The 25,911-nt window shown below is 60.8% G+C and carries 28 protein-coding genes; 7 read left to right on the top strand and 21 right to left on the bottom strand.

All coding sequences use genetic code 11. The features are described from left to right. Positions 1-3: 3 nt before the first annotated feature. The 8 genes from AC1DK3_RS03770 to AC1DK3_RS03735 form a co-directional block, all read right to left on the bottom strand. Complete coding sequence (locus AC1DK3_RS03770; RefSeq protein ID WP_477190945.1) at positions 4-1,248, bottom strand: class I SAM-dependent methyltransferase; 1,245 nt, start codon at positions 1,246-1,248, stop codon at positions 4-6. After that, positions 1,245-2,138 (bottom strand): NAD-dependent epimerase/dehydratase family protein, encoded by an 894-nt coding sequence (locus tag AC1DK3_RS03765; protein WP_477190944.1) that lies wholly within the window; start codon positions 2,136-2,138, stop codon positions 1,245-1,247. The genes AC1DK3_RS03770 and AC1DK3_RS03765 overlap by 4 nt, the downstream gene beginning before the upstream one ends. A gap of 81 nt (positions 2,139-2,219) precedes the next feature. Continuing rightward, positions 2,220-3,149, bottom strand: coding sequence for a LysR family transcriptional regulator (locus tag AC1DK3_RS03760; RefSeq protein ID WP_477190943.1), 930 nt, complete (start codon positions 3,147-3,149; stop codon positions 2,220-2,222). Between the two features lie 16 nt (positions 3,150-3,165). Beyond that, positions 3,166-4,215 carry a YeiH family protein gene (locus AC1DK3_RS03755; protein WP_477190942.1) on the bottom strand — a complete coding sequence of 350 codons (1,050 nt, stop codon included), beginning with the start codon at positions 4,213-4,215 and terminating at the stop codon, positions 3,166-3,168. Positions 4,216-4,361: 146 nt separating this feature from the next. After that, a complete protein-coding gene (locus AC1DK3_RS03750) occupies positions 4,362-5,381 on the bottom strand; it encodes a cation diffusion facilitator family transporter (RefSeq protein ID WP_477190941.1) in 1,020 nt (339 codons plus the stop codon). A 130-nt stretch (positions 5,382-5,511) separates the two neighbouring features. Continuing rightward, the gene (locus AC1DK3_RS03745; RefSeq protein ID WP_477190940.1) at positions 5,512-6,975 is read right to left on the bottom strand and encodes a coiled-coil domain-containing protein; all 1,464 of its coding nucleotides are present in this window, start codon (positions 6,973-6,975) and stop codon (positions 5,512-5,514) included. A 124-nt stretch (positions 6,976-7,099) separates the two neighbouring features. Further along, positions 7,100-7,993: a DUF1134 domain-containing protein gene (locus AC1DK3_RS03740; RefSeq protein ID WP_477190939.1), complete on the bottom strand. Its 894-nt coding sequence runs from the start codon at positions 7,991-7,993 to the stop codon at positions 7,100-7,102. A 181-nt stretch (positions 7,994-8,174) separates the two neighbouring features. After that, positions 8,175-9,029 (bottom strand): 3'(2'),5'-bisphosphate nucleotidase CysQ family protein, encoded by an 855-nt coding sequence (locus AC1DK3_RS03735; RefSeq protein WP_477190938.1) that lies wholly within the window; start codon positions 9,027-9,029, stop codon positions 8,175-8,177. A gap of 99 nt (positions 9,030-9,128) precedes the next feature. On the opposite strand from AC1DK3_RS03735, the gene AC1DK3_RS03730 reads away from it, so the two are divergent. The 3 genes from AC1DK3_RS03730 (at position 9,129) to AC1DK3_RS03720 (ending at position 10,514) form a co-directional block, all read left to right on the top strand. Next, positions 9,129-9,311, top strand: coding sequence for a hypothetical protein (locus tag AC1DK3_RS03730; RefSeq protein WP_092867886.1), 183 nt, complete (start codon positions 9,129-9,131; stop codon positions 9,309-9,311). Beyond that, entirely contained in the window at positions 9,311-9,958 is a 648-nt protein-coding gene (locus AC1DK3_RS03725; protein WP_339085371.1) for a histidine phosphotransferase family protein, read from the top strand. The genes AC1DK3_RS03730 and AC1DK3_RS03725 overlap by 1 nt, the downstream gene beginning before the upstream one ends. Before the next feature lie 187 nt (positions 9,959-10,145). After that, positions 10,146-10,514, top strand: a complete 369-nt coding sequence (locus AC1DK3_RS03720) for a response regulator (RefSeq protein WP_092867888.1) — start codon at positions 10,146-10,148, stop codon at positions 10,512-10,514. A 49-nt stretch (positions 10,515-10,563) separates the two neighbouring features. Here AC1DK3_RS03720 and AC1DK3_RS03715 read toward each other — a convergent pair whose 3' ends face one another. Together AC1DK3_RS03715 and AC1DK3_RS03710 are read right to left on the bottom strand one after the other, a co-directional pair. Then, complete coding sequence (locus tag AC1DK3_RS03715; protein ID WP_477190937.1) at positions 10,564-11,358, bottom strand: hypothetical protein; 795 nt, start codon at positions 11,356-11,358, stop codon at positions 10,564-10,566. Between the two features lie 195 nt (positions 11,359-11,553). Beyond that, entirely contained in the window at positions 11,554-11,856 is a 303-nt protein-coding gene (locus tag AC1DK3_RS03710) for a hypothetical protein (protein ID WP_477190936.1), read from the bottom strand. Between the two features lie 291 nt (positions 11,857-12,147). Between AC1DK3_RS03710 and AC1DK3_RS03705 the strand changes: the two genes are divergently transcribed. After that, positions 12,148-12,432 (top strand): hypothetical protein, encoded by a 285-nt coding sequence (locus AC1DK3_RS03705; RefSeq protein WP_339085374.1) that lies wholly within the window; start codon positions 12,148-12,150, stop codon positions 12,430-12,432. Positions 12,433-12,516: 84 nt separating this feature from the next. On the opposite strand, the gene AC1DK3_RS03700 is transcribed toward AC1DK3_RS03705, so the two are convergent. The 9 genes from AC1DK3_RS03700 to panB all read right to left on the bottom strand — a co-directional run bounded on the left by AC1DK3_RS03700 (position 12,517) and on the right by panB (position 20,265). After that, on the bottom strand, positions 12,517-12,780 hold the full coding sequence (locus tag AC1DK3_RS03700) for a hypothetical protein (protein WP_477190935.1): 264 nt from the start codon (positions 12,778-12,780) through the stop codon (positions 12,517-12,519). A gap of 409 nt (positions 12,781-13,189) precedes the next feature. Further along, positions 13,190-13,405 (bottom strand): cold-shock protein, encoded by a 216-nt coding sequence (locus AC1DK3_RS03695; protein ID WP_477190934.1) that lies wholly within the window; start codon positions 13,403-13,405, stop codon positions 13,190-13,192. A 240-nt stretch (positions 13,406-13,645) separates the two neighbouring features. After that, the gene (locus tag AC1DK3_RS03690; protein WP_477190933.1) at positions 13,646-14,488 is read right to left on the bottom strand and encodes a 23S rRNA (adenine(2030)-N(6))-methyltransferase RlmJ; all 843 of its coding nucleotides are present in this window, start codon (positions 14,486-14,488) and stop codon (positions 13,646-13,648) included. Between the two features lie 57 nt (positions 14,489-14,545). Continuing rightward, the gene (locus AC1DK3_RS03685; RefSeq protein ID WP_477190932.1) at positions 14,546-14,992 is read right to left on the bottom strand and encodes a DNA polymerase III subunit chi; all 447 of its coding nucleotides are present in this window, start codon (positions 14,990-14,992) and stop codon (positions 14,546-14,548) included. Positions 14,993-15,176: 184 nt separating this feature from the next. Continuing rightward, positions 15,177-15,437 (bottom strand): hypothetical protein, encoded by a 261-nt coding sequence (locus tag AC1DK3_RS03680; protein WP_477190931.1) that lies wholly within the window; start codon positions 15,435-15,437, stop codon positions 15,177-15,179. 139 nt (positions 15,438-15,576) lie between these two features. Beyond that, a complete protein-coding gene (gene der, locus AC1DK3_RS03675) occupies positions 15,577-16,986 on the bottom strand; it encodes a ribosome biogenesis GTPase Der (RefSeq protein ID WP_477190930.1) in 1,410 nt (469 codons plus the stop codon). A gap of 86 nt (positions 16,987-17,072) precedes the next feature. Further along, the gene (locus tag AC1DK3_RS03670) at positions 17,073-18,425 is read right to left on the bottom strand and encodes a PQQ-binding-like beta-propeller repeat protein (RefSeq protein WP_477190929.1); all 1,353 of its coding nucleotides are present in this window, start codon (positions 18,423-18,425) and stop codon (positions 17,073-17,075) included. A 24-nt stretch (positions 18,426-18,449) separates the two neighbouring features. Then, a complete protein-coding gene (locus AC1DK3_RS03665) occupies positions 18,450-19,229 on the bottom strand; it encodes a tetratricopeptide repeat protein (RefSeq protein WP_477190928.1) in 780 nt (259 codons plus the stop codon). Positions 19,230-19,383: 154 nt separating this feature from the next. Then, positions 19,384-20,265, bottom strand: coding sequence for a 3-methyl-2-oxobutanoate hydroxymethyltransferase (panB, locus tag AC1DK3_RS03660; protein ID WP_477190927.1), 882 nt, complete (start codon positions 20,263-20,265; stop codon positions 19,384-19,386). Between the two features lie 467 nt (positions 20,266-20,732). Between panB and AC1DK3_RS03655 the strand changes: the two genes are divergently transcribed. The 3 genes from AC1DK3_RS03655 to AC1DK3_RS03645 all read left to right on the top strand — a co-directional run bounded on the left by AC1DK3_RS03655 (position 20,733) and on the right by AC1DK3_RS03645 (position 24,348). Continuing rightward, the gene (locus AC1DK3_RS03655) at positions 20,733-22,355 is read left to right on the top strand and encodes a L,D-transpeptidase family protein (protein ID WP_477192863.1); all 1,623 of its coding nucleotides are present in this window, start codon (positions 20,733-20,735) and stop codon (positions 22,353-22,355) included. 185 nt (positions 22,356-22,540) lie between these two features. Beyond that, on the top strand, positions 22,541-23,680 hold the full coding sequence (locus AC1DK3_RS03650) for a sialidase family protein (protein WP_477190926.1): 1,140 nt from the start codon (positions 22,541-22,543) through the stop codon (positions 23,678-23,680). 2 nt (positions 23,681-23,682) lie between these two features. Next, complete coding sequence (locus AC1DK3_RS03645; RefSeq protein WP_477190925.1) at positions 23,683-24,348, top strand: hypothetical protein; 666 nt, start codon at positions 23,683-23,685, stop codon at positions 24,346-24,348. Here the strand turns inward: AC1DK3_RS03645 and AC1DK3_RS03640 are convergent. Both AC1DK3_RS03640 and AC1DK3_RS03635 read right to left on the bottom strand, forming a co-directional pair. Next, on the bottom strand, positions 24,303-24,899 hold the full coding sequence (locus tag AC1DK3_RS03640) for an NnrU family protein (RefSeq protein WP_477190924.1): 597 nt from the start codon (positions 24,897-24,899) through the stop codon (positions 24,303-24,305). The two genes, AC1DK3_RS03645 and AC1DK3_RS03640, sit on opposite strands and share 46 nt — an antisense overlap. Positions 24,900-24,971: 72 nt before the next feature. Beyond that, complete coding sequence (locus AC1DK3_RS03635) at positions 24,972-25,910, bottom strand: 50S ribosomal protein L11 methyltransferase (RefSeq protein WP_477190923.1); 939 nt, start codon at positions 25,908-25,910, stop codon at positions 24,972-24,974. Position 25,911 lies beyond the last annotated feature (1 nt).

Raw genomic sequence — 25,911 nt, 5'->3', positions numbered from 1 at the left:
GTCTCACCCGATCTCAACAAGCTTCGGAAAATAGATCACGAATTTCGGCGAGACGCCGCCGCTGTGCCGCCTGATCTTCGCCATCAGCTCATCGGCGAAGTTCCAGGCTCCGATCAGGAACGTCGTGTCGCCCGCGATGTCGGCGGCTTTGCTGAATGGCTCGATCGCATGCGGCGTGCCTGGAATGGTCAGCCCGACCTTGAGGGAGGCTTCGTCGAGATAGACGTCCGGAACAATGCCTGCAGCGCGAACGAACGTCAGGGCTTTCGCGGCGACGCCGACGAGCGCGATTTTCCGGCCCGCGGCTCGATGCTTCTTCACGACGGCAGCGGCGGCGCTCATTGCGGTCTTCGCACCGTCGGCGAATGTTGCATATGCGCTCAAGACCTCCGAGCCTCTAAGGTCGCGGGACAGCGAGGGTGGCGTCGGCGACGGCCACGCGACGGAAAAGGGTTTGCTGCCATCAAAAGCGAACGGCGCGACGTGGTCTTCCGCTCGCCGGAGGAACGATAGCAGGCTTACGCCGTGCACGGAGGTCAGCTGCGAAGCTTCGACGCGCAAGCCGTTGTTTTCCGCGAGGCGCGCCATCGAAGCGACGGTGTAGAACGAATAATGCTCGTGATAGACGGTATCGAATTCACCGTTGGCGATCATCAATGCCTGGCTGGTCTGGATGATCGCGACGCCGCCCGGCGCCAAGCATTCTCGCACGCCGCGCATGAACGTCGCCGGGTCCGGCGTGTGGGCCGCGACGTTCATCGCGACGATGATGTCGAACTGCCCCTCTGGCCGGGCGTCAGGGAAAAAGCCGGTGACGACTTTTCTGCCGGCCGCGGTGGCGATCTTGTTGAGGTTTTCCGCGGGATCGACGCCGACAGCGTCGAAGCCTCGTGCTTCCAGGCTCCCCAGGAGGCTGCCGTCGTTCGAGGCGATTTCCAGAACGCGCGCGCCGGGCCTACTCGCGCGCAGCAACGTGTCTGCGAACCATTCGAAGTAAGCTTTGAGCGTTCCGCTCGTGCCGCTCGCATAGAGGTAATGCTTGAACAGCTTGGCCGGATCGACGAAGTGGGTCAGCTGCCCGTGCGTGCAGGTAGGGCAGATCGCGAAACCCAGAGGAAAGGCTTCGTGCAGCTCATCAGGCCCTGCGAGCAGCAGATTAGCGGGCGCCTGAACGTCCAAGTCGAGCAATGGCTTCGCTTCGCCGCCGCAAACAATGCACGTGCGCCGTCGTTCGCAATCTGCGGTCATGATGCTGCTTGTAGCTTAGGATGATAGCTCTCGCGGAACCGCTCACAGCGTTCGGCGATGCTGATGGGTCGCGGTGCGCCGCACAGCGACTGGATCTTTTGGCAGTTCATCTGGAAGGAGTAGGTGAGCGCGTTGCCGTGGTCGACGACCGGCACGCCGTGGAAGGCTGCGATGCTGTCAGCCAGCTGGCCGATGCTGACGTTGAGCGAACCCGTGTTGAGGATCGGCGGCAGATCATGGCGCAGCTCGACGATCCTCAGGACGTAATGCGCGAGGTCTTCGAGGAAGAGAATGTTGCGATAAGATCTGCGATTACGCACTTGAACACAGCCGTCGCGCATGGCTGCGATATTCATCGCGTTGAAGATCAGCTCCGGCCGCAGGAACGGACTCATTCCGCACACCGTTCCGAGGCGCAGACCCGTTATCGCGTTGGCGAAACAGCGGGCGAGCGCATCCATCGAAACCTTGGAGCAGTCATAGGGATTGACCGGATCTAGCCTCGTCTCGGATTCGTCGAGCGAGGGCGGCGCGATGCCGTTCTCCGACATCATCACCGAATAGACGCTCGCGGTGCTGGCGTAGATCAAACGCGCATTGAGCGGCTTGCGGCGCGCAAAATGGAGAAGGTCGAGACAGTTGTTGGCGAGCGCGCCATCGGGATCGCTGAGCGACATCGGAACGCTCGAATGTCCGGCGAACCAAAGGATGACCGAAAAATCCGCGAGATCCGTGATGGTCAGTTCCTGGTACCGGCAGCGCATCGCGTTCGGGACGCCTGCGAGGCGGTCGACGTTCTGATCGCACACCGAGACGTCATGTCCGGCCAGAACCAGGGCCGGTAACAGGTAGGACCCCACGTAGCCATGTCCGACGAGAAGAATTTTCATGGCCAGCCCCGAGTCATGTGCACAGTAGCTGATCTGTTCCAGGTTTGCCTTGCGCGTGCCTTGTGACGATTGCCGGACTGATCATCCGGCTGGCGGCTTCTCCTTCTCCTGGCGCCGTACGGGCGATGCGGGACCCGCCCCGACCAGCTCCAGAAGCGCCAATTCGGCTTGGCTGACGTAGCGCTGCTTGTGTTGCAAAACGTAGAAGGAGCGGCGCGGCAAGGGAAAATCCGGCGAAACGAGCCTGCCCGAAAGTAGCGCCGATTCTACGACCAGATTTGAAATGGCCGTCGCCCCGACACCGGCTTCGACGGCGGCACACACTGCCTCGTTCGACGGCAACTCTAGAGCGACATCGAGATCGGCCAAGGTCAGCGACAATGCTTTAAGCGCTCGCTCGAATTCGGTCCTCGTTCCGGAACCCTGCTCGCGCAAAACCCACTTGATCGACATGATATCGGAGCGGTCAAGATTGGGCTTCGCAGCAAGAGCGTGAGCCGGCCCCACAACAATGACGAGCCTGTCGCCTTCGATGCTGCGCACCGAGAGGTTAGGATTGTCGATTGCGCCTTCGATGAAGCCGATGTCGGCCGCGCCCTCATGGGTCGCGGTTGCCACTCGTTGCGTGTTGCCCGCGCTGAGCTTCAACTTGATGTCGGGATAACGCTGATGAAACGTCGCGAGAAAGGGCGGCAGCCAATAGTTGATGATGGTCTGGCTGGCGACGATCGACAGCGTGCCGCGCTTCATTCCGGCCAGATCCTGCAGCGCCTTTTCAGCCGTCGCAGCGCGCGCGAGCACGCCTCGCGCTTCGCTTAGAAATATGCGGCCGGCGTCCGTCAACTCGATGCGGCGGCCGACACGATCGAACAGCTTCACCGCATAGCGCTCTTCGAGCGCGGCGATTGCGGAACTCGCTGCCGACTGCGTGATGTTGATTTCCTGTGCAGCTTGCGTCACGTGCTGACGCTCGGCGACGGCAACGAAGATGCGCAATTGCTCGAGGGTCATGTGGGCCTCTTCACATTCAAGTCACCACTTTAATCAGAGCCAGGCTGAAGCCCGCAATGAATAGCGACGATAGAGCGCCGAGCAAAAGCGGCTTGAGGCCCTTGGCCTTCAGCTTCGCGAAGTCGGTCTCGAGGCCCATTGCCGCCAGAGATATCGACAGCAGGAAGGTCGTTGACGGAACGATCACGGCCTTAACTTCGGATGGAATGACGATCAAACTGTTCAATGCGACGAGCGCGATGAAACCTAAAAGGAACCATGGCATCGGCGCATTTCGCGTGGCGGCCGCCGTCCCCGAGTGTTTCTGGCGCCGTGCTGCGAGAAGGCCGAGGCCGATCACCATCGGTGCGAGCAGCATGACGCGGCTGAGCTTGGCTATGGCTCCAAATTCGCCGGACGACTGGCCGTCTTGAAAGGAAGCTGCGACGACCTGGGCGATCTCGTGAATCGAAGCACCAGCCCATAAGCCGAATGCGTGCGGACCGAGGTGCAGCAGACCCGGCAGGAGCGGATAAGCAAACATCGCGATCGACCCGAAGATCGTTACGCAAGCGACGGCGTAAGCGACGTCTTCGTCGTGACCTCTGGTGACGGTGTTTGTTGCGATGATGGCGGACGCACCGCAGATCGACGTTCCGGCTGCGATGAGTTGAGTGAGCTTGCGATCAACGCCAATCATGCGCCCTAACCAGGTCGTGAACGTGAACGTTGCCAACAACGTCGCAACAATGATTGTAAATCCGTGCGAGCCGACCTCGGCGATCTGCTGTGCCGTCAACTGAAAGCCGAGCAGGATGATCGCGAAGCGGAGGATGCGGCGAAGCGAGAACGCGACGCCGTCCTTGGCCTGCAGGGGCGTGCCCACGATATTGTGAAAAGCCATGCCAATGACGATCGCGAGGATCATCGGGCTGAAGGTCGCGACGCCCGGGATTTCGCGAAGGGCAAAGGCGGCGCAGGCGATTGCCGTCGTTAGAAAGAGCCCTGGCCAGACGCCTCGCACAAGTCTCGCACGCACGTGCTTCTCTGGCGAGACGGGCGGAATGACTGTTACGATTGAAGGCATGAAATTCTCCGGCTAAGCTTTGCCGTAGCATGCTTTCCGTCACAACATCATTCCAACGCGAAATCCTTCTCGATTCAATCGATTTTACTTATCGATTGCTGCAAGGGTTGTGTTTTTGCGGAGCATTCCAGACGTAGCCGGAGGCTTCATGCGTGCGCGCTATGGCTAGCCGGAGTGCCGTTGCCCGCGGTGCAGCCTGCACCCAGGCCACACGGGGCATCGCTGCTGACTTCGAATTGAAGGGTCGCGTGACGGATCTCAAATTGGTCGTGAAGCATTTTCGTCGCCATTTCGATGAAGGCGTCGCCCGGGTGCCCGTCCGGCATGACGAGGTGGCACGTCAACGCCGTTTCAGTGGTGCTCATCGGCCAGATATGGAGATCGTGGATGCTTACGACGCCGGGCAGCTGCAACAGCCGGTTCTGCACGTCCGCAGCATTGATGTTCCCCGGCACTCCGTGCATCGCGAGCCGCATGGAGTCCTGCAGCAGTCCCCACGTGCTCCAGACGATCACTGCAGCGATGATGAGGCTGACGATGGGGTCCACCCAGTACCATCCCGTCAGCAATACGGTGATACCAGCGATCACAACGCCGAGCGAGACGGCTGCGTCGGCCATCATGTGCAGATAAGCGCCGCGGATATTGACGTCGCGCTCGCCGCCTGACGAAAACAGCCAAGCGGTGAAGCCGTTGACCAGGACACCGGCGAACGCCACGACGATCATCATGCCGCCGGCAACGGGCGCGGGCTCGATCAGCCGCTGAACGGCTTCGAGTACGATGGCTCCGACGGCGACGAGCAGCAGAACCGCATTGGCGAGTGCGGCTAAAATCGTCGAAGATCCGAAGCCGTAGGTGAAGCTCAGGGTCGGCCGGCGCTTTACGAGGACGCTTGCGCCCCAAGCCATCAGAAGACCAAGCACATCTCCGAAGTTATGCCCCGCGTCCGCGACGAGCGCCATCGAGTTGGCGAAGAAGCCGGCAATCGCCTCGATGAGGACAAAGCCGATGTTGAGCCCCGCACCCAGCGCAAACGCGAAACCGAAATCCTTCGGCACATGACTGTGGCCGTGAGATCCGATCCCGTGATTGTGACCGGCGTGGTCGTGCCCGTCATCGTGCTCGTCATGCGACTTGTTATGCGACTCTGGCACTTCCGTCATGATCCACCGCTCGCAAGGGGAATTACCAAGTCAACGTAGCCTGCGCCGCCCGATAAAATGGGACGTACGGCTGACAACGCAATCCCAGAGAACGCCGTGGGCCCCAGTCCGATCCAATCGTTTCGATCTACTAGCGCTTATCGATACCGCTTATGCGCTCAAGAAGGCGCGGTCGATGGGGAGCGGCTGCGGGACTGTCCGCGTTTTTATCGGCTTCGCCGGCCGGTAATGGCGGGGGCCGGTCGGCTCTCTCCGGGGCCGTATCGCCGGGTCCGCCGGCACCATTGCCGTTCAGGGCGCGGAGGTATGATCCTTGTCGCTGATCGGGGCGTTGATCGGCGCGCTGTTCGGGCGTTTCTGTGCCGTCGCCGTTCGACGGCTTGTCGGCGACATTCCCCGACACATTCCCAGCGGGTCGCGACCCGCGAGGCGTCGAAATGCGTTCAGCGAGCGACGGCCTTGCCGGGTTTGCCCTATCGGATGGCGTTTCGACAACCGTCTCGGGAGTTATCCGGCGCAGCTCTTCGTGGAAGCGGAGGGCCTGGCGCGACAGGCGCTCCTGCCCCGCGGCGATCTCGGCGCGAAGTTCCGTAATGACGCGGCGCTGGTTTTCGAGTTCGGCCTGCAGAGCGCTAAAGTCGGCCTTCTCCATCATACCGGCGGCCGGCGCATCCTTTTCTTCGTAGACCTTGAGTGCGGCCCGGAGCTTCGCCATTTCGGTCGACTTGGTATCAACGGCCGCCTGAAGATCGGCAACGCGATCCTCAAGCGCCATCCGCTCGGCGTCGTCGCCGCCGATGCTCGACTTCAGCGAGGTGAGTTCGGCTTCCGTCTTGGCGAGCGCGAGCAGAAGCCTCTTGATCTCCGCATTCTGTTCGTCGCGATCGGGAGACGATTGAGCGACGGCGGCCGCACCTTTGAGGCGTTCGATCAGCGCTGCCTGTTCGCGCGTCTTCTCGCGCATCGCTTCAAGCTCTGTGCGAAGAGCGACGTTGCTATCGGCACTCGCGCCTGCGGCGGCGCCACGATTGCGAATGGCTCGCGTGTCGAGCGTCGTGCGCAGCTGCGCCAGCTCTCTCTCTCGCTGCTTGTTGAGTTGCGATGCCTCCTCGAGCGCGGCGGCTTGCTTGGCGCTCGTTGCAGACAACGTCTTGATTTCACGATCGCGCGTTGCAAGCAGCTTTCGCGTTTCGGCGAGACGCTGCTCGACCTTCGGGAGCCTATCGAGGATCGCCTGTTCGAGAACGCGGCGGGCATTTTCATGCTCCTCGACGCTCATCTTCTGGTCGGCGATCGCCTCGGACAATTCCTGAATCTTCGCATCGCGCCGATTGACCTCGACCCGCTGGCGGGCAGCCGAAAGACCGGCTTCCTCGAGCTTGGACTCGAGGCGGTGCAATTCCATCGCGAAGTCAGCGCGCAAGCGGTCCTTGTCGGCGCGAATTTCGGCTTCGGTGAGCGGGAGTGTCCGCTTCAATGCTTCGGAGGTGAAGCGCTCGACGCGGCGGCGGTACGCAGGCAAAAGCACAACCACGATCAGGGCCGCGATCAGAAAGCCCAACATCACGAGCATCGCGGCGGAAAGGGTTATCAAGAAAACTCGCCCTGCAATGAAAAGCTTCGCGGCCCCCGCCGACAGCAACGTTCCCTGACCGGCAGAGAAACCCCCTTTTGGGTCTCACTGCAATATCGAACCAGCACTGAGCCGACCACCGGCATCAGAAGGGGTTCCAGGTCGGACTCCTTGTATACTTCAAATAACCCACGTTGGCACCCAGTCGGAGGCCTACCCCCGCCCTAATTGGCGCTAACGAGACATGGCCTGACTTCTGAAACTGCACGCTCACGCCGCCTACAAGATACGCCGAACCCTCAACGCCGCCGAAACGATCGAATATGTCGTTCGGATCGCGAAGGTTGTAGACGAGCGTCATGACTTTAGATCCGTCAGCGCCGAAATCATAGCCGACAGAAGGACCTTGCCAGTAGACCCTAAAGGAGCCGGCATCCTTCGTGTAGAGAGTTCCTTCTCCGTAGGCCAGACCAGCGACGAACGCTCCGGCCGCATCTTGTCCCAGAATGTAACCATTTGGCCTACCAGCCTTCTGGAAGGCCCATTCGATTGCCGACGCCAGTCCGCCGCTGATTTTTCCGAAGAAGCTGTTCCCTGCGCGGATGATTTCATCTTCCGAATACGAACTTCTTTCGGACGCCCCTGGGGGCGGACCGGGTTCATAGCGTTCGTCCCTGCCCGCGCCTTGCGGCGGCGGAGCGTAAGGGGCGCCGTAGCCGCCCGGATCACCACCCTGGTCGGCACCCTGATTACGGGGGCCGTTGTAGGGGCCATAGGGATCGCCGCCTGCCGCGCCTCGCGGCGGAGGGGCGTAGCTATTGTCGGGGGGCGGCGGAGCTGAACGGTACGTGTCGACGCCGCTTTGGCCGGTGTAGGTGTCGGCGGGCGGCCTATAGGCGTCGTCTTGCGCCCCAGCGCTCGAGCCGCCTACGATCAGGCACGTTATGAGACTGAAGATCGATGCGCATGCCGCTTTCCTGGCCGCATTCCTGGCCGCACCTTTAGTTCGCGCTATTCCGTCGAAGCCGCGGCGCCGCATCGGCGTGACCCCTCACTTGTTCTTTTTCGCAACACGTTTTTTGGCAGGACCGAGTTTTGACAAGATCTGGCCCGGTCGTCGCACGCGATGCGTGCACCCTCCAGAAGACCGAGCGTGCGCCCGAATCCTATTCTACAGATTCGCCGCTATGTGTTGCTAAAGTATGGCCGCTTCGCGTTGCTTATGCCCTCGGCGCTGCCAATTCGGCCTCGCCGCCGCTCCACAGCGGCTGGCGTCCCCAGGCGATGAAATAGGGATTGCGGTAGCTACGCTCGAAATGCCCGTACGTCAGTAGCGATCCGTCCAATTTCGTGACCGATCCTCCGGCGCCCTCGAGTATGGCTTGGCCGGCGGCGGTATCCCATTCGTATGTTTCGCCAAACCGCGCGTAGAGGTCGCCTTCGGCGGCTGCGATGAGGCAGAACTTCATCGACGATCCGAGCGGTCTCGTGTCCTGAACCTTGAGCGTTGCCAAGAGCCCGGCGCTCGCACTTCCAACGCCCCGGCTATTGAACGCTACGAGCGCAGCCGGATCAGGTGTTCGTGTGACGAGGCGCTTGAACTGCATTGCTGCAAACGGCAGTTCGTCTTTCTGGGAAAGCTTGGCTTCGTAAGCGAAGCCATCCGACCTCGTCACGAACAGGCGCTCAGACGGGGGCAGATAGATCAAACCAAACCGCGTCTTACCGTCCTCGACCAAACCGATGTTGATCGAAAACTCCGGCTTGCCGCGGATGAACAGCCGCGTTCCGTCGAGCGCATCGACGAGAAAAAATCGCTTCGCGTATTCGCATTTGGCGCCGGCCGCGATCCGCTCTTCCGCAACGACGGGCACATCCGGCGCAACCGCCGTCAACGCTGCCACCAGAATGTCCTCGGCCTCACGATCGGCAGCCGTTACGGGCGACCTGTCGGCCTTTTGCTCGAACTTCACGCCGTTCGTGAAATGCGCCATCTCGAGGCGGCCCGCCTCACGGACAGCCGGAAGCAAGGCTGCGATCAGTGCATCGTGATCGTTGACGTCGATTGGCGACATCTTGAAGCTAACCCCGTTCGAATCAGTTGGCGCGGACAGAGCCCGCGATTACGAATACGCTTGACCGCGCCCCAGCTCTTACCGTGGCGCGTAAGACCCATGTCTTCCATGAAAATCCGGGCCTGGACGGCCCACCGGCCGCGAGACTTGGCAACCGTCGTTCGGCGCATGTATCAGAGCATGGGGCATTATCGCAAGCCGCCTCCGCCGGTTCGCGTCGCGCTGTCGCGCTTGAGCTGCGGCACACTCTCGATCGAGAGAATCTCAGAAAAGGGTCACTAATGAACCAGCGCGTTCCGCCGACCGATCTCGAACTCGCGGCAATGATCTCGAGCAAGATCTGTCACGACATCATCAATCCGGTCGGCGCTATCTTCAACGGACTGGAAATCCTCGACGAGGAGGATGACGAACAAGCGAAGAGCTATGCGCTGAACGTCATCCGGAACGTCACGGAACAGGCCTCCGCGCGATTGGAATTCGCCCGTTTTGCATTCGGCGCCGCCGGATCGGCCGGCAGCATGATCGACCTGACGACCGCCGAGAAAATTTCTCGCGGCTTCGTCGCCATCACGCAGGGCAAGCACAAGCTGATATGGCGTGGCGCGCCGGGTCTTGTCGCCAAAGACAAGGTGAAGCTTCTTCTCAACCTCATCGCTTCCGCTGTCACGGCCTTGCCGCGCGGCGGAGAGATCGACGTTTCCATCGGCGGCTCATTCGAGCAACCGACGTTCCTCATCAGATGCAAGGGCACGGCTGCGCGGCCACCTCAGTATCTAACCGACTTCGTCGCCGGCAAGCCGCTGGCGCTCGATGCCATCACGATCCAGGCGTACTACACGTGGCGTATCGCGCCGTCGGCTGGGATGAGGCTCGAGATTCTGAAGGACGGCGCGGATATTCTTCTCGTCGCGAAACCAGCGAGCTGAGGTTGACCAGAACGGCTTGAGCCAGAAGCGATCGGGCCAGAAGCGATCGGCCTTCCGATCGCGGCTGCCTTTCCGCCATACATCTTAAGAGCACGTTAGTATTTTACGTGCACTTTTCAGAACATCGTTTGCTCTGGTCGCCTTGCTGTCGGTTGGTGCAGCACTCTGCTTGCGAGACGCCCTCGAAATGCTTCACTGCTTCATCATCGATGATTCCGAGATCGTCCGGAAATACACCCGGCTTATTTTCGAGAGCTTAGGCTTTCGTGTGAGCGAGGCGGACAGCCCGATCGCCGCGATTGAGCGGCTGGGCTCGGAAGCGCCGGATTATATCCTTCTCGATTGGCGCATGCCGGGCTCGAACAGCATCGAGTTCCTTGGGAAACTACGCGCGCTGCAGCTGAGCGTTCGGCCCTATATCATTTATCTGGTCACCGAAAATGATCCGCTCGAAATTCAGCGAGCGCTCACGCACGGCGCCGATAATTTCCTGTTGAAGCCGTACAACCGGCAGATCGTTGAAATGAAGCTGCAAGAAATTCGAACCGCCGCTTGATCAAACGGCGGTTCGCGAAACAAGCCCGAACTTCAATTAGCCGTTGGCTTTACTGAGCTCCGTCGCCGTCCGTCGGCGGCAGCGGAGTCGGATAGCCGCCTGCGTCGCCAGCATCCGCCTTGGGCGGAGCCGCGGCTGCGGCATCGGCCGGCGCCTTCTGCGCTTTGTGCTTGGCGGGCTTCGCCGGAATATCGGGCAACGAGCCCGTCTCGACCTTCGAGACGTTGTGGATCGGCTTCACGACGGCGTCAGACGACGCAGCGTCAGCGGTCGCTGCGCTGGTGTCGGGCGACGGCGCCGCGGCTTCCTTCTTCTCCTCAGGCTTCTTCGCCTTGTGAGCGAGGACCGATTTCGGATCCGGCACCGCTTGAGCGGCCGTCTTGTGGGTTGGCGCAGCACTGTCCGTGTGGGCCGTTGCTTCCTTCGTTACGCTCTTTTTCGCCGGTTTTGCTTCGGCCGGCGTGACGTCGGACGCTGTTTTCTTCTCCGGCTCAGCAGCGACGTCGTCGGCTGAGGATTGTTCGGAACCGGGAAGGGATGAGCCGCCCCAGCAAACCGTCGCTTCCGCGGTGCAGGTGTGCTCATCGAAAACGATGAAATTTAGAAACAGCTCGCAAGACACGGTCTTCTTGCCGGTGCGGAAATCGCTGACGCCGCGCTCAGTCATTTTCGATTGAATGAGCTTGTCGAGCAGTTCTTTGGCGTCTTTGGTCGGGCCGTCTTTGCCGTAATCGTTGACCGTGAAGCCGTAACGCTTGCACTCCGCATTTGCCGAAACGGTCGTTGCAACAGCGAAGGTCGCGGCCAATGTGAATGCGGAAACGAGTTTGACCGAGAAGCGCATAACGTTAGTTCTCCCTCAAAGCCCCACCTTGAGATCAGGCTGCCTTTCTATTGTCAGCACAATGGCAAGACGAGGGCGAGTGGCGCATCGGCACCAGTTGACAGGTTTGTCGCCGGAGGAGGGAAAAACCCACAGCATCCCGGCCGCCGGTGTGACCAGGCGGCCATTATGCTCAGCAATACCAATGGCCTATGGCTAGTGCATGTAGGGCGAGTTGCCGCCCCAGATGCTGCCCACGCCCGAGTCGAAGAAGAAGCTGTTGTCGAAGGGGCCAGCTATCGTCTGCTCACGAAATGACGGCGGCCCGACGTGGCGCTTCCGGCTGCGGTTGGTGCCGTAGGTGTTGATGGAGTCCGCCTTGTCGTAGGAGTAGCCGCCGCGCTTGTGGCGAATTGCATATCCATCCGACGAAGATTGGCCATCCGCAGCGATCGCGGGAGCGGCTATGCCGAAAAGCAAAGCACTGGCGAAGATGGCCGAAATAATCCTGATTTTCATCGCTATAGCCTCTCTGCGCCGTTCAATACCGAGCAATTCTATAACCCATAGATACTGAAATTATCATTGCACGAGCCGAAGAAATGGTCGCGCGCCACAATTGGCGCAAGGCTGTAACATCTCGACAACGGATCTGTGAGTTTGGTGACCGTCGCGAAGCGAGGCTTGGCGATTTATTCGCCGGGTGTGGTACGATTCCCACTGTGGGAGCGCCAAACGGCGCGCGGCTTCTCCGATGCGGAAAACCGCACGGCTTTCGCTGTTGTCCCACTGGCCTCGTGGAGACAGCGCATGGAATATCTTCCACTGATCATCCAGCTCCTCAGCGGTGCTCTCGGCGGCAATGCCACCGGTGCTCTGATGAAGAACCTGAGCCTTGGGACGCTCGGCAACGCCATTGCAGGTATCGTCGGCGGCGGCATCGGCGGGCAAATTCTCGAGCAAGTTTTCCATACAGCAGTCGCTGGCGGCGCCATGGATCCGACTGCCATCATTACTCAAATTGTGGGATCCGGCGTCAGCGGCGGCATTCTGACAGCGATCGTCGGCGCCCTTCGCAACGCGATGGCGAAGTAACATTCCGCCAGCAAAAAAACTCGCCGGCATGACGTGCCGGCGAGTCATAATTTATTGAGGGCTCGTCTCAGAAAGAATGGCGGCTCAGCCGCAAGCCCTCTGACGTGCGGTGCAGTGCGGCAAGCCGACCGACGACGTATCGCACTTGACCCTTACGGCGCCGCGCGCGGTCCAGCCGTGGTTTTCAATCGAGTGCTTGAGCGCCTGGCCAGCCATGAACTTCGCGAGATCTTCCGTCACCATGACGGACTCGCCGCCAGCGAGAACGCAGCCGGCGTATGCCGAGCTCGAAGCCATTCCAACCGTGGCCGCGAACGCGATGAGCCCCGTACGAATAAGTGTCTTCATGTCTTTAGTCTCCCCTGGACCGGTGCGTGATACCGGCATCCGAAAACTCGCCGACGACGCGCACATGATGTTGCGCATCTGACGAGCCGCTCCCCATCCCGGATATTCGGCCGTCGTCACACCTTTGTTCAAAGCCTCGGTTTCGAAGCTCTCAATGCGGAACAGACCAAATGCTTCGAAGTGCGTCCCCGAATCGTTCGGACTGACCGTACGCATCATAGCGCCGATGCACGCGCAGCGCTGTTCCCCAACTGCGGCAAGCGACCAGCAAATCGCGAATGCGTAAGACTCATCGTACGTCAAAGCGACGCGGAATTCGCGCGAACTTACCGCGGAGAATGCTCAAGCCAACACTTACCCAGCGCCGCGACCGAAGCCGAGACGCGAGCAAGTCAGTCTTCAAAGAACTTCAGCCTGCTCTTTGGAGATCGACGGCTTTCGGACCTTTGCCGCGCTTATCGGGCTCGGTCTCAAATGAAATTCGCATCCCCTCATTGAGATCACCAATTCCGGATCTCTCAACTGCGGTCACATGCACAAAAACGTCATTGCCCCCTGCATCCGGCTTGATGAAGCCGTAGCCCTTCTGGGAATTATAAAATTTAACGGTACCTGTCTGGCGCATACATCGTCTCCTGGCGGCCCGGCATTCGATGCAAGCTTGATCTAAGCTTCGCATCGACACCGCGGCGAGCCTCGGAGCCGAATGATCCCAAGCGCCTGCTGCCGGATCGCACTAACTCGCGCCGGACCCGTAGAACGCATCGGGAGCTACCGTGCCGCTGCCCGCCTTAGCGTGCGGCAATTTATCCTGTAAATACGGGCACCTTGCAAGGTGAAATGCTGCACAGCAACTATATGACGGTTATTGAACGGCGGAACGCAGCTCGAAGTTCGCGCCGGAACCCTCCGCCAACAGATCTTTCAGAACGGGCAAAATCTCTTCGAGCTCTTCTCTCAGCCGGTACGGCGGATTGATCACGAGAACGCCGGACGCGGTCAGGCCAAGTCCCGCAAAAGACTTCGAGACTGCCAGTCTGACGTCGAGAAATTCGAGCCCGTCCCGCGACGTAGCAGTCGCCACGAAGCGGTCCGCTGCGGCTTCATCCTTGAGCGGATACCAGATCGCGTAGGTGCCCGACGCGAAGCGCGTCATTGCCTCGCCGACGGCTGTCGCCAAGTCCGCAAATTCGCTTCTCGCCTCGAAGGGCGGATCGATCAGCACGAGCCCGCGCCGTTCTTTCGGCGGCAGCAGCGACTTCACGGCGTGGCGGGCATCGATGTTGAGAACCGTCGTCGCCTTGAAGCGACGCAGCTCTTCCTTGAGCCTCGCAAAATCCGCGACGTTCAATTCGTTCGCGATCAGCACGTCGTCGGCACGCATAAGGTGCCGGGCGATCAGGGGGCTTCCCGGATAATATCGAAGCTCATCGCCGTTCATCGCGCGGATGCATTCGAGATAGGGCGCCACCAATTCCGCAACGGCCGGTGGCAACTCGGCGTCGATGAGGCGGGCGATGCCGTCGCGCCATTCGCCCGTCTTGCTCGCTTCCGTTCCTGCGAGATCGTAGCGCCCGGCGCCCGCATGCGTGTCGATCACGCGAAACGGCCGTGGCTTCTGCTTCATGTACGTCAGGATGCGCGTCAGGACGATGTGCTTCAGGACGTCGGCGAAATTCCCGGCGTGATAGTCATGGTGGTAATTCATGGTGCAGCGATCGAGTTCGGGGTGTGCGGCAAACCGCAATGGCGCGGGCCGACTGCGTCAGGCTTTCTGTTCCCATCGCCCGGTTTCAGACTGCTGCCAATACGTGACGGCGCAGCCTGCAGCTTTGGCGGCCTTCCATTGGGCACGCGCGATGGCGACGGCATCCGGATCATGTCCGTCGAAAACATAGACAAAGCGTTCGGCTCCCTTGAACTCGCTCGCTTCGGCGCCATCGACGAGGAAGCGTACACCCGCGCCGTTCGGCGTCTCGTCGGTCAACGTCAGATAGACCGGCTGTTCGCTCGCATGACCGATGCGCGCCGTGCCGTGCGGCAAAAAACTGTCGTCGGTGTAGGTCCACAGCGCCTGATCGAGCGCCTCCAACCGTTCCTCGTTGCCGACCTGGACGACGGCACGCCAGCCGCGCGCGAGCGTCTTCTCGAGGAGGCTCGGTAGAACGCGGTCCAGCGTTTGCTGCTCAAGATGGTAGAAAAAGACGTCCATCCCGCTTGCATGGCGCACTGGGCGCCGGAACGCAACAATTTGCGGGCAGGTCTTGAACCCGGGCGCGGAGCACCCATCTAACCCCGTCCGGAGCGGCGCCAGTTCAATCGGCTGACGCCCGTGCGGGCGGTGAGCATGCGGCCTAAGCCGTTCGCTCCCGCCCGCTGCGATCTTCTTTCAGATTTTATTTTTTCAGATATTTCGCGGGGACTTCGCCCGCGTCAATCAGAGCCGTCACGCAGGTATGCGTCAGGCCTTTTCTGTTGCTTTCAATGCACCGCCGCAGTTCGACACTTTCAGGCGAATATTGAGCGCAGAAATTCTGATAGTCTCCCGCGCAAGCCTGTCTGACTTTCGCGGTGTAGGCAGCAGCAGCCACGCCGGCGAAAAGTGCAGTGCCAGCTGCCAAAACAACTGACATCAGCGCCGCATCAAACTTTCTCATTCGTCGATCCTCGAAGTTTCGTGGTTGGCATCCTCTACGCAAACGAATCCGATTCGAAAATTAACTTTTTTCGACTCTGCGAGCACGAGGTTTTGCTCGCACGGCATCAATTTGCCGGACGGATGTTGCGCGGAACTGTCTACCGCTTCTCGGGAGCGAATGGGTTTTCGCTTTTGCGGAGGTGGAAGCGAACGGGAACACCGGGTAGATCGAACGTCTCTCGCAGAGAGTTCGTCAGGTACTTCACGTACGACTGCGGCAATGCTTCCGCGCGCTGCGAGAAGGCGACGAACGTCGGTGGACGCGTCGACAGCTGCGTGACGTAGCGGATCTTGATGCGCCGCCCATGCACCGCCGGCGGCGAGTGGCGGGTCAGCGCCCCTTCGAGCCAGCGATTGAGATGCGCCGTCGAAACGCGGCGATTCCAGGTTTCGTATGTTTTCGCGATCGCCGACATCAGATGATCGAGTCCGCTCTCGGAACGTGCCGAGATCGCGATAAGCGGAACGCCTGGAACCTGAGCCAGGCTTTCGGCGACGCGGGCCTTGAGTTCGCGCAACGTCTTCTGCTTTTCGGGAACGAGATCCCATTTGTTGATCGCAACGACGAGCGCACGACCTTCCTCGACGACGCGGTGGCCGATCGTCAGGTCCTGATGCTCGAAGGGACGTTCGGCGTCGATCAGAAGCACGACGACTTCGGCAAACCGGATGGAGCGGACCGCGTCGCTCGCCGAGAGCTTCTCCGCCGTCTCGGTGATCTTGGCTTTGCGGCGAAGCCCCGCCGTATCGAAGAGCCGTATCGCCTGACCTTTGTATTCGAAATCGCTCGAGACGCTGTCGCGGGTCAGCCCGGGTTCGGGGCCCGTGATCATCCGGTCTTCGCCGAGAAGTGCGTTCACCAGCGTCGACTTCCCGGCGTTCGGGCGGCCGACGATCGCAACACGGATCCGCTTTTCGCGCTCCGGCTTTTCCGCCGGCTTCTCCTCAGCCGCTGCGGCGTCGCCTCGGCGCCTTCTCGCTGTCGTCGGTGCCGCCTTCAGTCCGAGAGCGGCCAGGACGTCGTCCGAGAGATCTGCGATGCCTTCGCCGTGCTCAGCCGAGATTGCAATCGGCGAGCCGAGGCCCAGCGAAAACGCATCGAGCACGCCGTCGGTGCCTTTATGGCCTTCGGCTTTGTTCGCAACCAGGACGACAGGCTTTCCCGAGTTGCGAGCGATGCGGGCAAACTCCTTGTCGGAGCCGGTAACGCCGGCGCGCGCGTCGATAACAAAAAGGATGAGATCGGCTGTCGCGATTGCCTGTTCGGACTGTTTGCGCATGCGGTCCGCAATCGAACCGCGTTGCGCCTCTTCGAGGCCCGCGGTGTCGACGAGGCGAATTTCCGTTCCGAAGATGTCAGCGACGCCATCGCGGCGGTCGCGCGTCAAGCCCGGCAAATCGGAGACGAGCGCGGCGCGCGTTCCGGTCAGGCGGTTGAACAGGGTCGACTTGCCAACGTTGGGACGGCCGACGATTGCAACGACGGGAGTTTGAGAGGAGGGATTCAAAAGGGAGCCAAAAAGAACTGATTGCTGGGGGGCGCTGCCTTTCCGCATGCGAGCGGAGAGCCAACGCTGACCTCCTAGCCCAATTCTCAGTTCAGGGCGATGAGTTTTGCCGAATCGGTCAAAACGAACATTCGCCCCTGAGCCACGATCGGCTGAATATAGACGGTGTCGTTGACGCTCATCTGGCCGCCAACCTTACCGGTTGCTGCGTCAACGCTGACGATGTCGCCCTTGCTCGACACGAGCCAAAGGGTTCCAGCGGCCATGACGGGACCAGAATAGCTTTTTGCCGCGGGTAGCTGCGTGGTCCAGCGCGTTTTTCCATCGGCACGCGTCAGGGCCATGAGGCGGCCCCCCGTGTCGACGACGTAAACCGCGTCGCCGACGACGCACGGCGGCTCGGCGCCTGGAATGCTTACCGACCACAGCCGGTCGCCGGTTTTGGCGTGGGCGGCGATCATGCGTCCCGCATGGCCGATGGCGAAGACTGTCCCATTATCGATCGCGGGCCGCGCAACGTCGCTCATCGAGGCGATCTGCGAAGTCTGGCGTGTACGGGAAAGGTTTTCGGTCCAGGCGGTCGAACCGTCCGTCAATCTGAATGCCATGATATCCCCGGACGGGTATGGCACCACAACGACGTCTTGATCGACGGCAGGACTCGTCGACGTCATCAAGCTCGCGCTTTGCGGCAGTCCGCGAGCGGACCAAATTTCAGCACCATCGACGCCGTTCAAGCAAAAGAACTTGCCGTCGATCGTGATCACGTAGAGACGGTCTCCAGACGCGGTCGGAGCGGCGCGCACGGGAACGTCGAGACTTTTGGTCCAGATCGATTTGCCAGTCGCCGGATCGAGAGCGGCGACGACGCCATATCCGTTTGCGACGTAGAGGCGGCCGTTTTCGGCGGCGAGGCCGCCACCATAACCGCCGAGGCCGACGGTCGTGTCAGGCTTCGTCGAGATCTTGAAGACACTGCTGCCGGACAGCGAAAAGGCTGCAACGTTCGCTGCCGCGTCGAGCGTGTAAATGCGGCCATCGAATATGATCGGACTTGCGGTGACGCGGCCGGTCTTCGACGACCCCTGCCCAGCGTTCGCACTCCACGTCTGACGCAACGCACCGTTCAGCGCGAGATTGCCCGGTGCATTACCCGGTTCGCCGCCCGGCTGCGCCCACGCATCGTTCGTGCGCGGCGACGGGATGACGATCGGCGCGTTCGCATCGGCCAGATTGGCGGAAATGCTTTCCGTCGTCTCGACGATGGGGACGCGGCGGCCGGGTAACGGCGTCTGCTTTTCCTTGAAGGGATTTAGGTCGCTCATCTTCGGGAGAGATGGACCGTCTCCCGCACAGCCGGCGAGCAATAGCGTAACGACGAGCGCGAAAAGCGACGACGCGCCGAAACGTGTCTGCGATCCCCCGTTGCCCAACCCCATTCTCCCCTCACCGCTTCGCGGTTTTTACTTCTTATCGGCCGCCCCGCCCGCGGCGGGCTGCGCTTCCGTCTTTGGTGGCTCGACCGCCTTGGCTGGTTCGGCCGCCGCTGCCGGCGTCGTGGCCGGTGGCTCCTTCGCAGCAACTTCAGAGCCGGCTATGCCGGACATGAGGACCTTGATGCGTTCCTGCGTATCGTCAGGAACGTTCGGATCGACGAGCAGAGGTTCGAGATGCTTACGCGCGTCATCGAACTTCTTGGCCTTGTATGCAGCTACCCCGAGCAACTCGCGGGCGCTGTTCGCGAACGGCGCGCCCTCGGCGATTAGAGGTGTCAGGCGATTCTGGATTTCGTCATAGTCCGCATCCGCCATGCGTAGTGAGGCTGCCTGCAGCTGTGCGAAGTTTTTCAACAGATCATCTGCGCCCGTCTGCTTCGCGAGCGAATCATAGGTTGCAACAGCATCGGCCGTCTTGCCCTCTTTAACCTGGGCTCCGGCCAGTTGCAGCTTTGCGAGGGCCGCGTAGCCTGCGGGGCCGCTTTCCGCGATCGCCTTGAAGGCTTTGTCCGCCTCGTCCTTCTTTTTCTGGTCGCTCAGATTCTCGGCAGCCGCGAATTCGGCTCCGCCCGTTTCGGCGGCCGTAATCCGATGGTGTTCGAGCATTTTATAGCCCGCCACGCCGAGCACGATGAGCACCGCAGCGCCCAGGATCACGCCGTTGTAGCGCTTCCAGATTTTATGCATCTGTTCGCGGCGGAGTTCTTCCTCGACCTCGCGGAGCAGACTGTCATTGTTGTCGGCCATTAACTCTTAAACCTCATTCAGTCGCCGGAGCTGAGGAGAATATCCTCACGATCAGCCCGGCTGGCGGGGCATAGATAGCGGAGCGTGCGCTCCGGGCAAGCCCTGGCCCGAAGTTTCCTTTGTGTAAGCGTGGCCGAACCCCAGCACAATACAGCTAAGTGGTCGGAGTCTTGGGCTTTTTCGTGGCCCGGACAACGTCGACCGGCGCCTCGGCCTCTGGGCTCTTAAGATTGTAAACGTGCTCTTGCGCGGGGAACGTCCGGGCGCGGACCTCTTGGGCATAGGAGGCTATCGCGCGGTCGATGGCGGCTCCGATCGCGCCAAATTTCTTCACGAATTTCGGGACGTTCGGCGACAGACCGAGCATGTCTTCCATGACCAGGATTTGACCATCGCACCCGGGCGACGCGCCAATGCCGACCGTCGGGATGGGAATGGCGTCGGTGATGCGTTCGGCGAGCGGCGCCGTCATGGCTTCAAGAACGACGGCGAAGGCTCCAGCCTCTGCGACCAGACGCGCGTCCTCTTCAATCGCTTGCCAGTCATCCACCGAGCGACCTTGCGTGTTGAATCCACCCAGCACGTTCACGGACTGAGGCGTGAGGCCGATGTGCGCCATCACCGGAATGCCGCGATCAACGAGAAAACGGATCGTCTCCGCCATGCGCCTGCCGCCTTCGAGCTTCACGGCGCCGCAATCGGTCTCCTTCATCACTTTCGCAGCGTTGCGAAACGCCACGGAAGGACTTTCCTCGTAAGTGCCGAATGGCATGTCGACAACGACGAGGGCCTTTTTAGATCCCCGCACGACGGCCTGGCCGTGCATGATCATCAATTCGAGCGGTACCGGCACGGTCGTCTCGAAGCCGTGCATCACCATGCCAAGGCTGTCGCCCACGAGCAGGAAATCGCAGTGGTTATCGGCAATCGCTGCGGTGTGCGCGTGGTAGGCCGTTAGCGCAACGATTGGCTCGCCGCCTTTGCGGGCGGCGATATCGGGCGCCATGATGCGGCGGCGCTTGACGTGAATGGACATTATACTCCGATCGGCGGTAACGCCGTGCATTCTCAGGTGAGCCGTTGGGCCGACGCGGGGCCTCGGGTCATACCCGTATCGGGCCAAAACACAGTTTACGAAACCCCGGGCTTTGTCGCCAGCATAGACGCCCGCTCAAAACCGGATCGTTTGGTAAATTTCTCCACTGACTATCCACAGTTAATGGCGCAATATCGCCGAAAGCGTTGAATTAGCGCCACATCGCAACCCCCGAATCGCCGGCGGTGCGGCACTGTGGTTGCGCCTTCTGACTGGCCTCTGATAGCCAACTTATAGCGCAAGTTGAGGGTTAACCATCTGCCCAATGCTTGGCGCTCTGACGGGTGTGGTTCATTTCACGTCGGGTGGGTCGCGTGCGTTGTTCGACCAAGTTCAAAGGCAGAGTTCCGCCGGCGTCGCGCTCCATCGCGATAAGCGCCCTCATTTTGAGCATTTTCGGATTGAGCATGTTCGTCGGCCCGTCCGCGGTCGATGCAAAATCCAAATCCGGCGTTTTGAAATCAGCCAGCGAAGCTGCGATCATCACGCCGCCGACGTCTCCGCTTCTGGTCGTCGTTTCGATCAGGCGGCAGAAGGTTCGCGTCTATGACGCGAACGGCGAAATCGCATCGTCTCGCATCTCATCGGGCCGTCCGGGCTTCAATACGCCGACAGGTGTGTTCTCGATCCTCGAAAAGAATGTCTACCACACGAGCAACATCTATTCCGGCGCGTCGATGCCTTATCAGGAGCGCATCACATGGTCGGGCATAGCGTTTCATGCGGGTGACATTCCGGGCTTCCCGGCGTCGCACGGCTGCATTCGCCTTCCCTTTGCTTTCTCGAAGAAGCTTTACGGCCTCACCAAGCTCGGCACCCGCGTCGTCGTGACGTCTGAAGAAGTCGAACCGATCGCCTTCGACAGTCCAAAACTGTTCAAGCCTCTTCCGGCCGACGAAGCGTCGGCGATGAAATCCGATCGGTCGAAGCCGGCACAGCTCGCCGTGAACGACCAGCCGGACGACATTTCGACGTCCGACGCTTTGCAAGAATTACCGCTCTTTATCGGCGTATCGCCTGCGCTCATCAGAGCGGTCGCCGATATGCCGCGCGATCCGCAGCGCCGTCCGACGACGCGCGCCGAGGCGGATCAGATCATGCAGGAGAAGCTTGATCGCGCGCGCGTATCGATCAAGACCGCAGAGGCGGCACTCGCAACAGCGCAAGAACGGGCCACCGCTACCGCGAAAGACTTCGACGGTTCAAGCCAGCGGTACGAAATGGCGCGACGTTCGGTCGAGCCGATCCGTGAAAACCTCAAGGCTGCAGAAGCCCGCCAGCAGGACGCGATGAAGGCATTCGCGGCATACATGTCGGGTGCGACCACGACGCTGCAGCTGGCGTCTGCCGATGCGAACATCTCCCTTGATCGCGAAACTGCGCTCGAGGAGGCGTTGCTCGATCTGACTATCGAAGCCGATCGGGCGCGGACCCAAGCAGCTAAAGGTGAGATGAGCTTCGCGGAAGTCCAAGCGGGTTATTCCGCGGCGCAGACGGCTCGCGATACGGCGGCTGACGTGCTGCGCGATGCGCAATCGGATCTTACGTCGGCGCAGGCCGCGCTCACTGACGCCAACAAGGAAATGCGGCTCAGATCCAAACCGGTTTCGGTTCTGGTCAGTCTTCGCGCCAAGCGGCTCTATATCCGCCAGGGGATCGATCCGCTTCTCGAGGCGCCGATCACGGTCGCACCGCTGCCGCACAAGGTCGGAACGCACGTGTTCACCGCCATGCGTTACAGCACCGATCCCAATACCTTCGATTGGAGACTGGTCAGCGCCCAAACGCCGGTTGCAGGGCAGTCTTTCGAAGAGGGCAAGAAAAAGCGCAGCAGGACGGCGTTGGCGCAAGGACGCGCGCTCAACGTGCAAATGGCGACTGAAGCGCTCAGCGCCTTCACGATCCCGGACGATATTCTTGCGACAATTACAGAGCTCGCACGCCCCGGGTCGTCGCTGATCGTTTCCGACGGCGAACTGCCGCTCAACGAAAACGGAAACGGCACGGAATTCGTCGTGCTGACGCGATAACCACACCTCCGCGGCTGTTTTACGAACCCGCGACGGCATTCGAGTTCGATATCGTTTCAGTGTCGTTGAACGGGGGGCTTGATAGGGCTATATCCCCGGACGCGAACACTCCGGCGGGGACACAACTTTTGCTGAAAAATGCCGGAACCAGGGCCCTTGGGTGGGAAACTTGGGCGACGTGGGCGATGCTTCTTTGCTCGGCCGGTCTCATCGCCCTTCTGCTCAACAGGATGTCGCCGCGAAGCGAGCCGTGGACGTTCGCGGTCAACGTTCCTGAAACGCCGGTGCGTGGGCCTCTCGAAACCCAAGCCGAAATCATCACACCGGCGGACCAGAAAAAATTCGTCCACGGGGCGTCGGTCATCGGCACCCCAGACGGACTTCTCGCCACTTGGTATAGCGCGACCTACGAAGGCGCCGTGGATGGCGAACTCGTTTCGTCGCGCTTCGACGGTTCGCACTGGTCGCCGAACGCCGTCGTCACGACAAGCACCCGAGTCAGCCACGACTTCGGCATCACGATCAAATCGGTCGCCAACCCAGTTTCTTTCCGGCGCTCCGCGAACGAGATCTGGCTCTTCTTCGCGGCCTCGAGGCTTAGCGGCTGGGCGACTTGCGAGATCGGACTGATACGCAGCTTCGACAACGGGCAAACCTGGGGCCCGGCGGAGCGGCTTTATGCGTCACCCTTCTTGAACATGTCGCATCTGACGAAATCGGTTCCGATACTCTTTTCCGACGGCCGGATTGGCCTTCCCGCGTATCACGAGATGAACCGGAAATATCCGGTCTTGCTCGTGCTCGACCAAAGCGGGCGCGTCGTTGACCGGCGGCGCATGGGGCACGGCGGAAAAGTCGGGTATCAGCCGTCCATCGTTCCAACGGGTCCATCGACGGCCATCGCGTTCGTCCGGCGGCTGAAGAGCCGGCATCCGCACAGCATCTTGATCACCCGAACGGCGGATGGCGGCCAGAGTTGGACGCCACCAGCGCCCATAGATCTTCCGAACCCTGGCGGACCGATATCGGCGATACGTTACGACGCGTCCCACATCCTCATGGCGTTCAACGACGATCCTGAGATCGAGCGCAACATCACGCTCGCGCTCACCGATCTCGAGGGGAAAACGTATCAACGCGTCGGCGTTGTCGCGCAGATGAATTCTGAGATCAAAAAGAGCGCGGTGACGTACCCGTATCTTATCGCTTCGGCGCCAGGCCAGTTCGATGTCGTTTATTCGCAACCGATAAAATCCATCAATCACGTCCGGTTTTCGAGCGCCTGGGTGCAACACGGCGCGCAAACTCCGGCGGCTGGGCAATGACAATGACCCTCGATTTTTTGCTGAACCGGTCGAGCGCCGTTTTGATAATTTTCTCCCTGTCTGCGACGGCAGCGGGCCTCGTCACCAAATCTCCGGCGTGGCGCACCGCTTCCGGGATCGCGGGCGTCGTCGCCGCTTTCTTCATCGCGATTTCGACGCGATCTCTTCTCGAGTGGACGGCATCGGCGGTGGAGCGGCCGTCGCCGCCTGGACTGCTGCTGCTCGTCGTTCTGGCGATTGCGGCGATCATGAACCGGCAGCCCACGGCATCAGCCGAATTCCGCTTCGGAACGCTGATGCTCGCCGTTCTGGGCCTCGTCCTTTATCCGGCGGCCGTGGGCTTTCTCAATTACGACAGCTACGTGCTCGGCTATAGCGGATATCTGCTGCCGATTGCGATTGCTGTCATACTCGCCTACGCCATCTGCCGTGGGTATTTCATCACGGCGTTGGCGATCAATGCGGCGATCATCGCGTTTCTAGCGGGCGCGGGACAAAGCCTCAATCTCTGGGACTATGTCGTCGATCCGGTCGCCTGGATCATCGCGACCGCAACGTCGATTGCGATCGCCATTCGATTTCTCGTCGTGCGCTTCAGCACAAAAAAGGTATTGGCCCCGGCTCAGCCACCAAGCCCGGGCATCGGCGAAACACCGATCAGCCACTGATGGCCGCCCAGCAGCAGCCAGGCATAAAGCGCCAGTCCGACGCCGATGACGAGAACGTCATTGAGTGCACTGGCCGGAGCCGCCGCGCCAAGCGGCCCTAAAGCGCCCCGCTTCTTCACCGAAATGCGGTCGTAAACCGCGAACGCCAGGAAGGACCCGAAAAGCAAAAGCGAGGCGAGATCGCCATTCGCGAGCAAGTGCGCGAGCGCCCAGATCTTGATCGCAATTAGCATCGGATGGCGCGTCGCGGTGCGGATCCGCGAGGGGATGAGCGAGGCTACGAGCAGGATCATTGCCGGCAGCATCAAGGCGACTGCGAGGTGGCGCGTCCAGATCGGCGGTTCCCACAGAATGGGATTTTTCCCCGGATGGAGCTGCAGCTTGTGGAAGCCGAGCACGATGACAACGAGCCCCACGAGCGACAACAGCGCGAAGAGGATTTTATACGGTCCCTCGCCGATGCGCTCCTTCAGGCCGTCCCGAAGTTCGGGTTGCGTCGGAATGAGATGAACGCCCAGAAATAAAATCAATCCGACGATCAAGACCATCATGGCGTGCGCTCTCCCTCAAATTGGCTCGCCCGCATAGCATCAAAAAAGGGCCAGCACCAATCGCGCCGGCGGTCAGGGGATATAGCCTTTGTCGAGTTCGAGGGACTGGCGCGCGATGACCTTGCCTTCCGGGTTTTTATGAACGGCGGTCCAGCCCAGGTCGGTGCCGCCTTCTTCGGACGAACTCGAGCGCAGATCTATCGAGACGACATCGCTCGGGCGGGCATCGATCGGCGCCAGAAGCGGGAAGTACAGTTGCTCCCAATGCGTGCGCGGCGACAAAGGTCCCGTCGAAAATCCGATGCCGGGGACCAGCTCGACTTTCCACCAAGTCGCAAAGCCGTAGATCTTCGCGGGGCGCGGGAGACGCCACTCGGCATCGCCGCGCCGTTTCGATTTCGTTTCGGTCGTGAGGTCGACCTCGTCCCACACCATCGCGCTTCGGCAACCGTCGAGAATTTCGGCCGGCTGCAGATGGCGGACGTAGGCGTTGTTCAGCGACATCGTCTGCGCGACGGCGAGATCGAGGCCGTGGCCGACGCGCCCCCAGGCCCGGAGTTCTTCATCGATGCGTGGCGTCACGACCGGCGCGACGTACTGAATTATTCCGTCGGGAATGACGTGGCCGCCCGGTCTCAGGAAGCGTTGGCGCGCGTCGGCGAGCGTCGCGATGATGTTCTCTTCGAGCGCGTAGTTACCGAGCGTTTCCGAGACGATGACGTCGACTGCGAGCTTGTCCTGAAACTCCGTCGAGTGGCACGGGATCAAATGGCAGCGCTTCGCCTTGTTCGCCTTCAGCACAGCCGCCGCGACGCCCGCGACCTCCGCGGTCTCGAACAGAAAAACTTCGCGGGCTCCGAGCTTCGACGCCATCAGGCCAAGCAGGCCTGTGCCTGCGCCGATATCCGCGACGACCGATTTGCCGGGCACAATCACGGCCTTCAGCGCCGCGAAGAACGCTTCGTTGCGAACCTGATCGGCGATCAGCGTGCGATGATATTCGATGCGCATA

It is taken from the genome of Hyphomicrobium sp. 01T421, from assembly GCF_056398805.1.
Note: the sequence above shows the minus strand (reverse complement) of the source record. Positions and strands in the feature narration are given on the sequence as shown.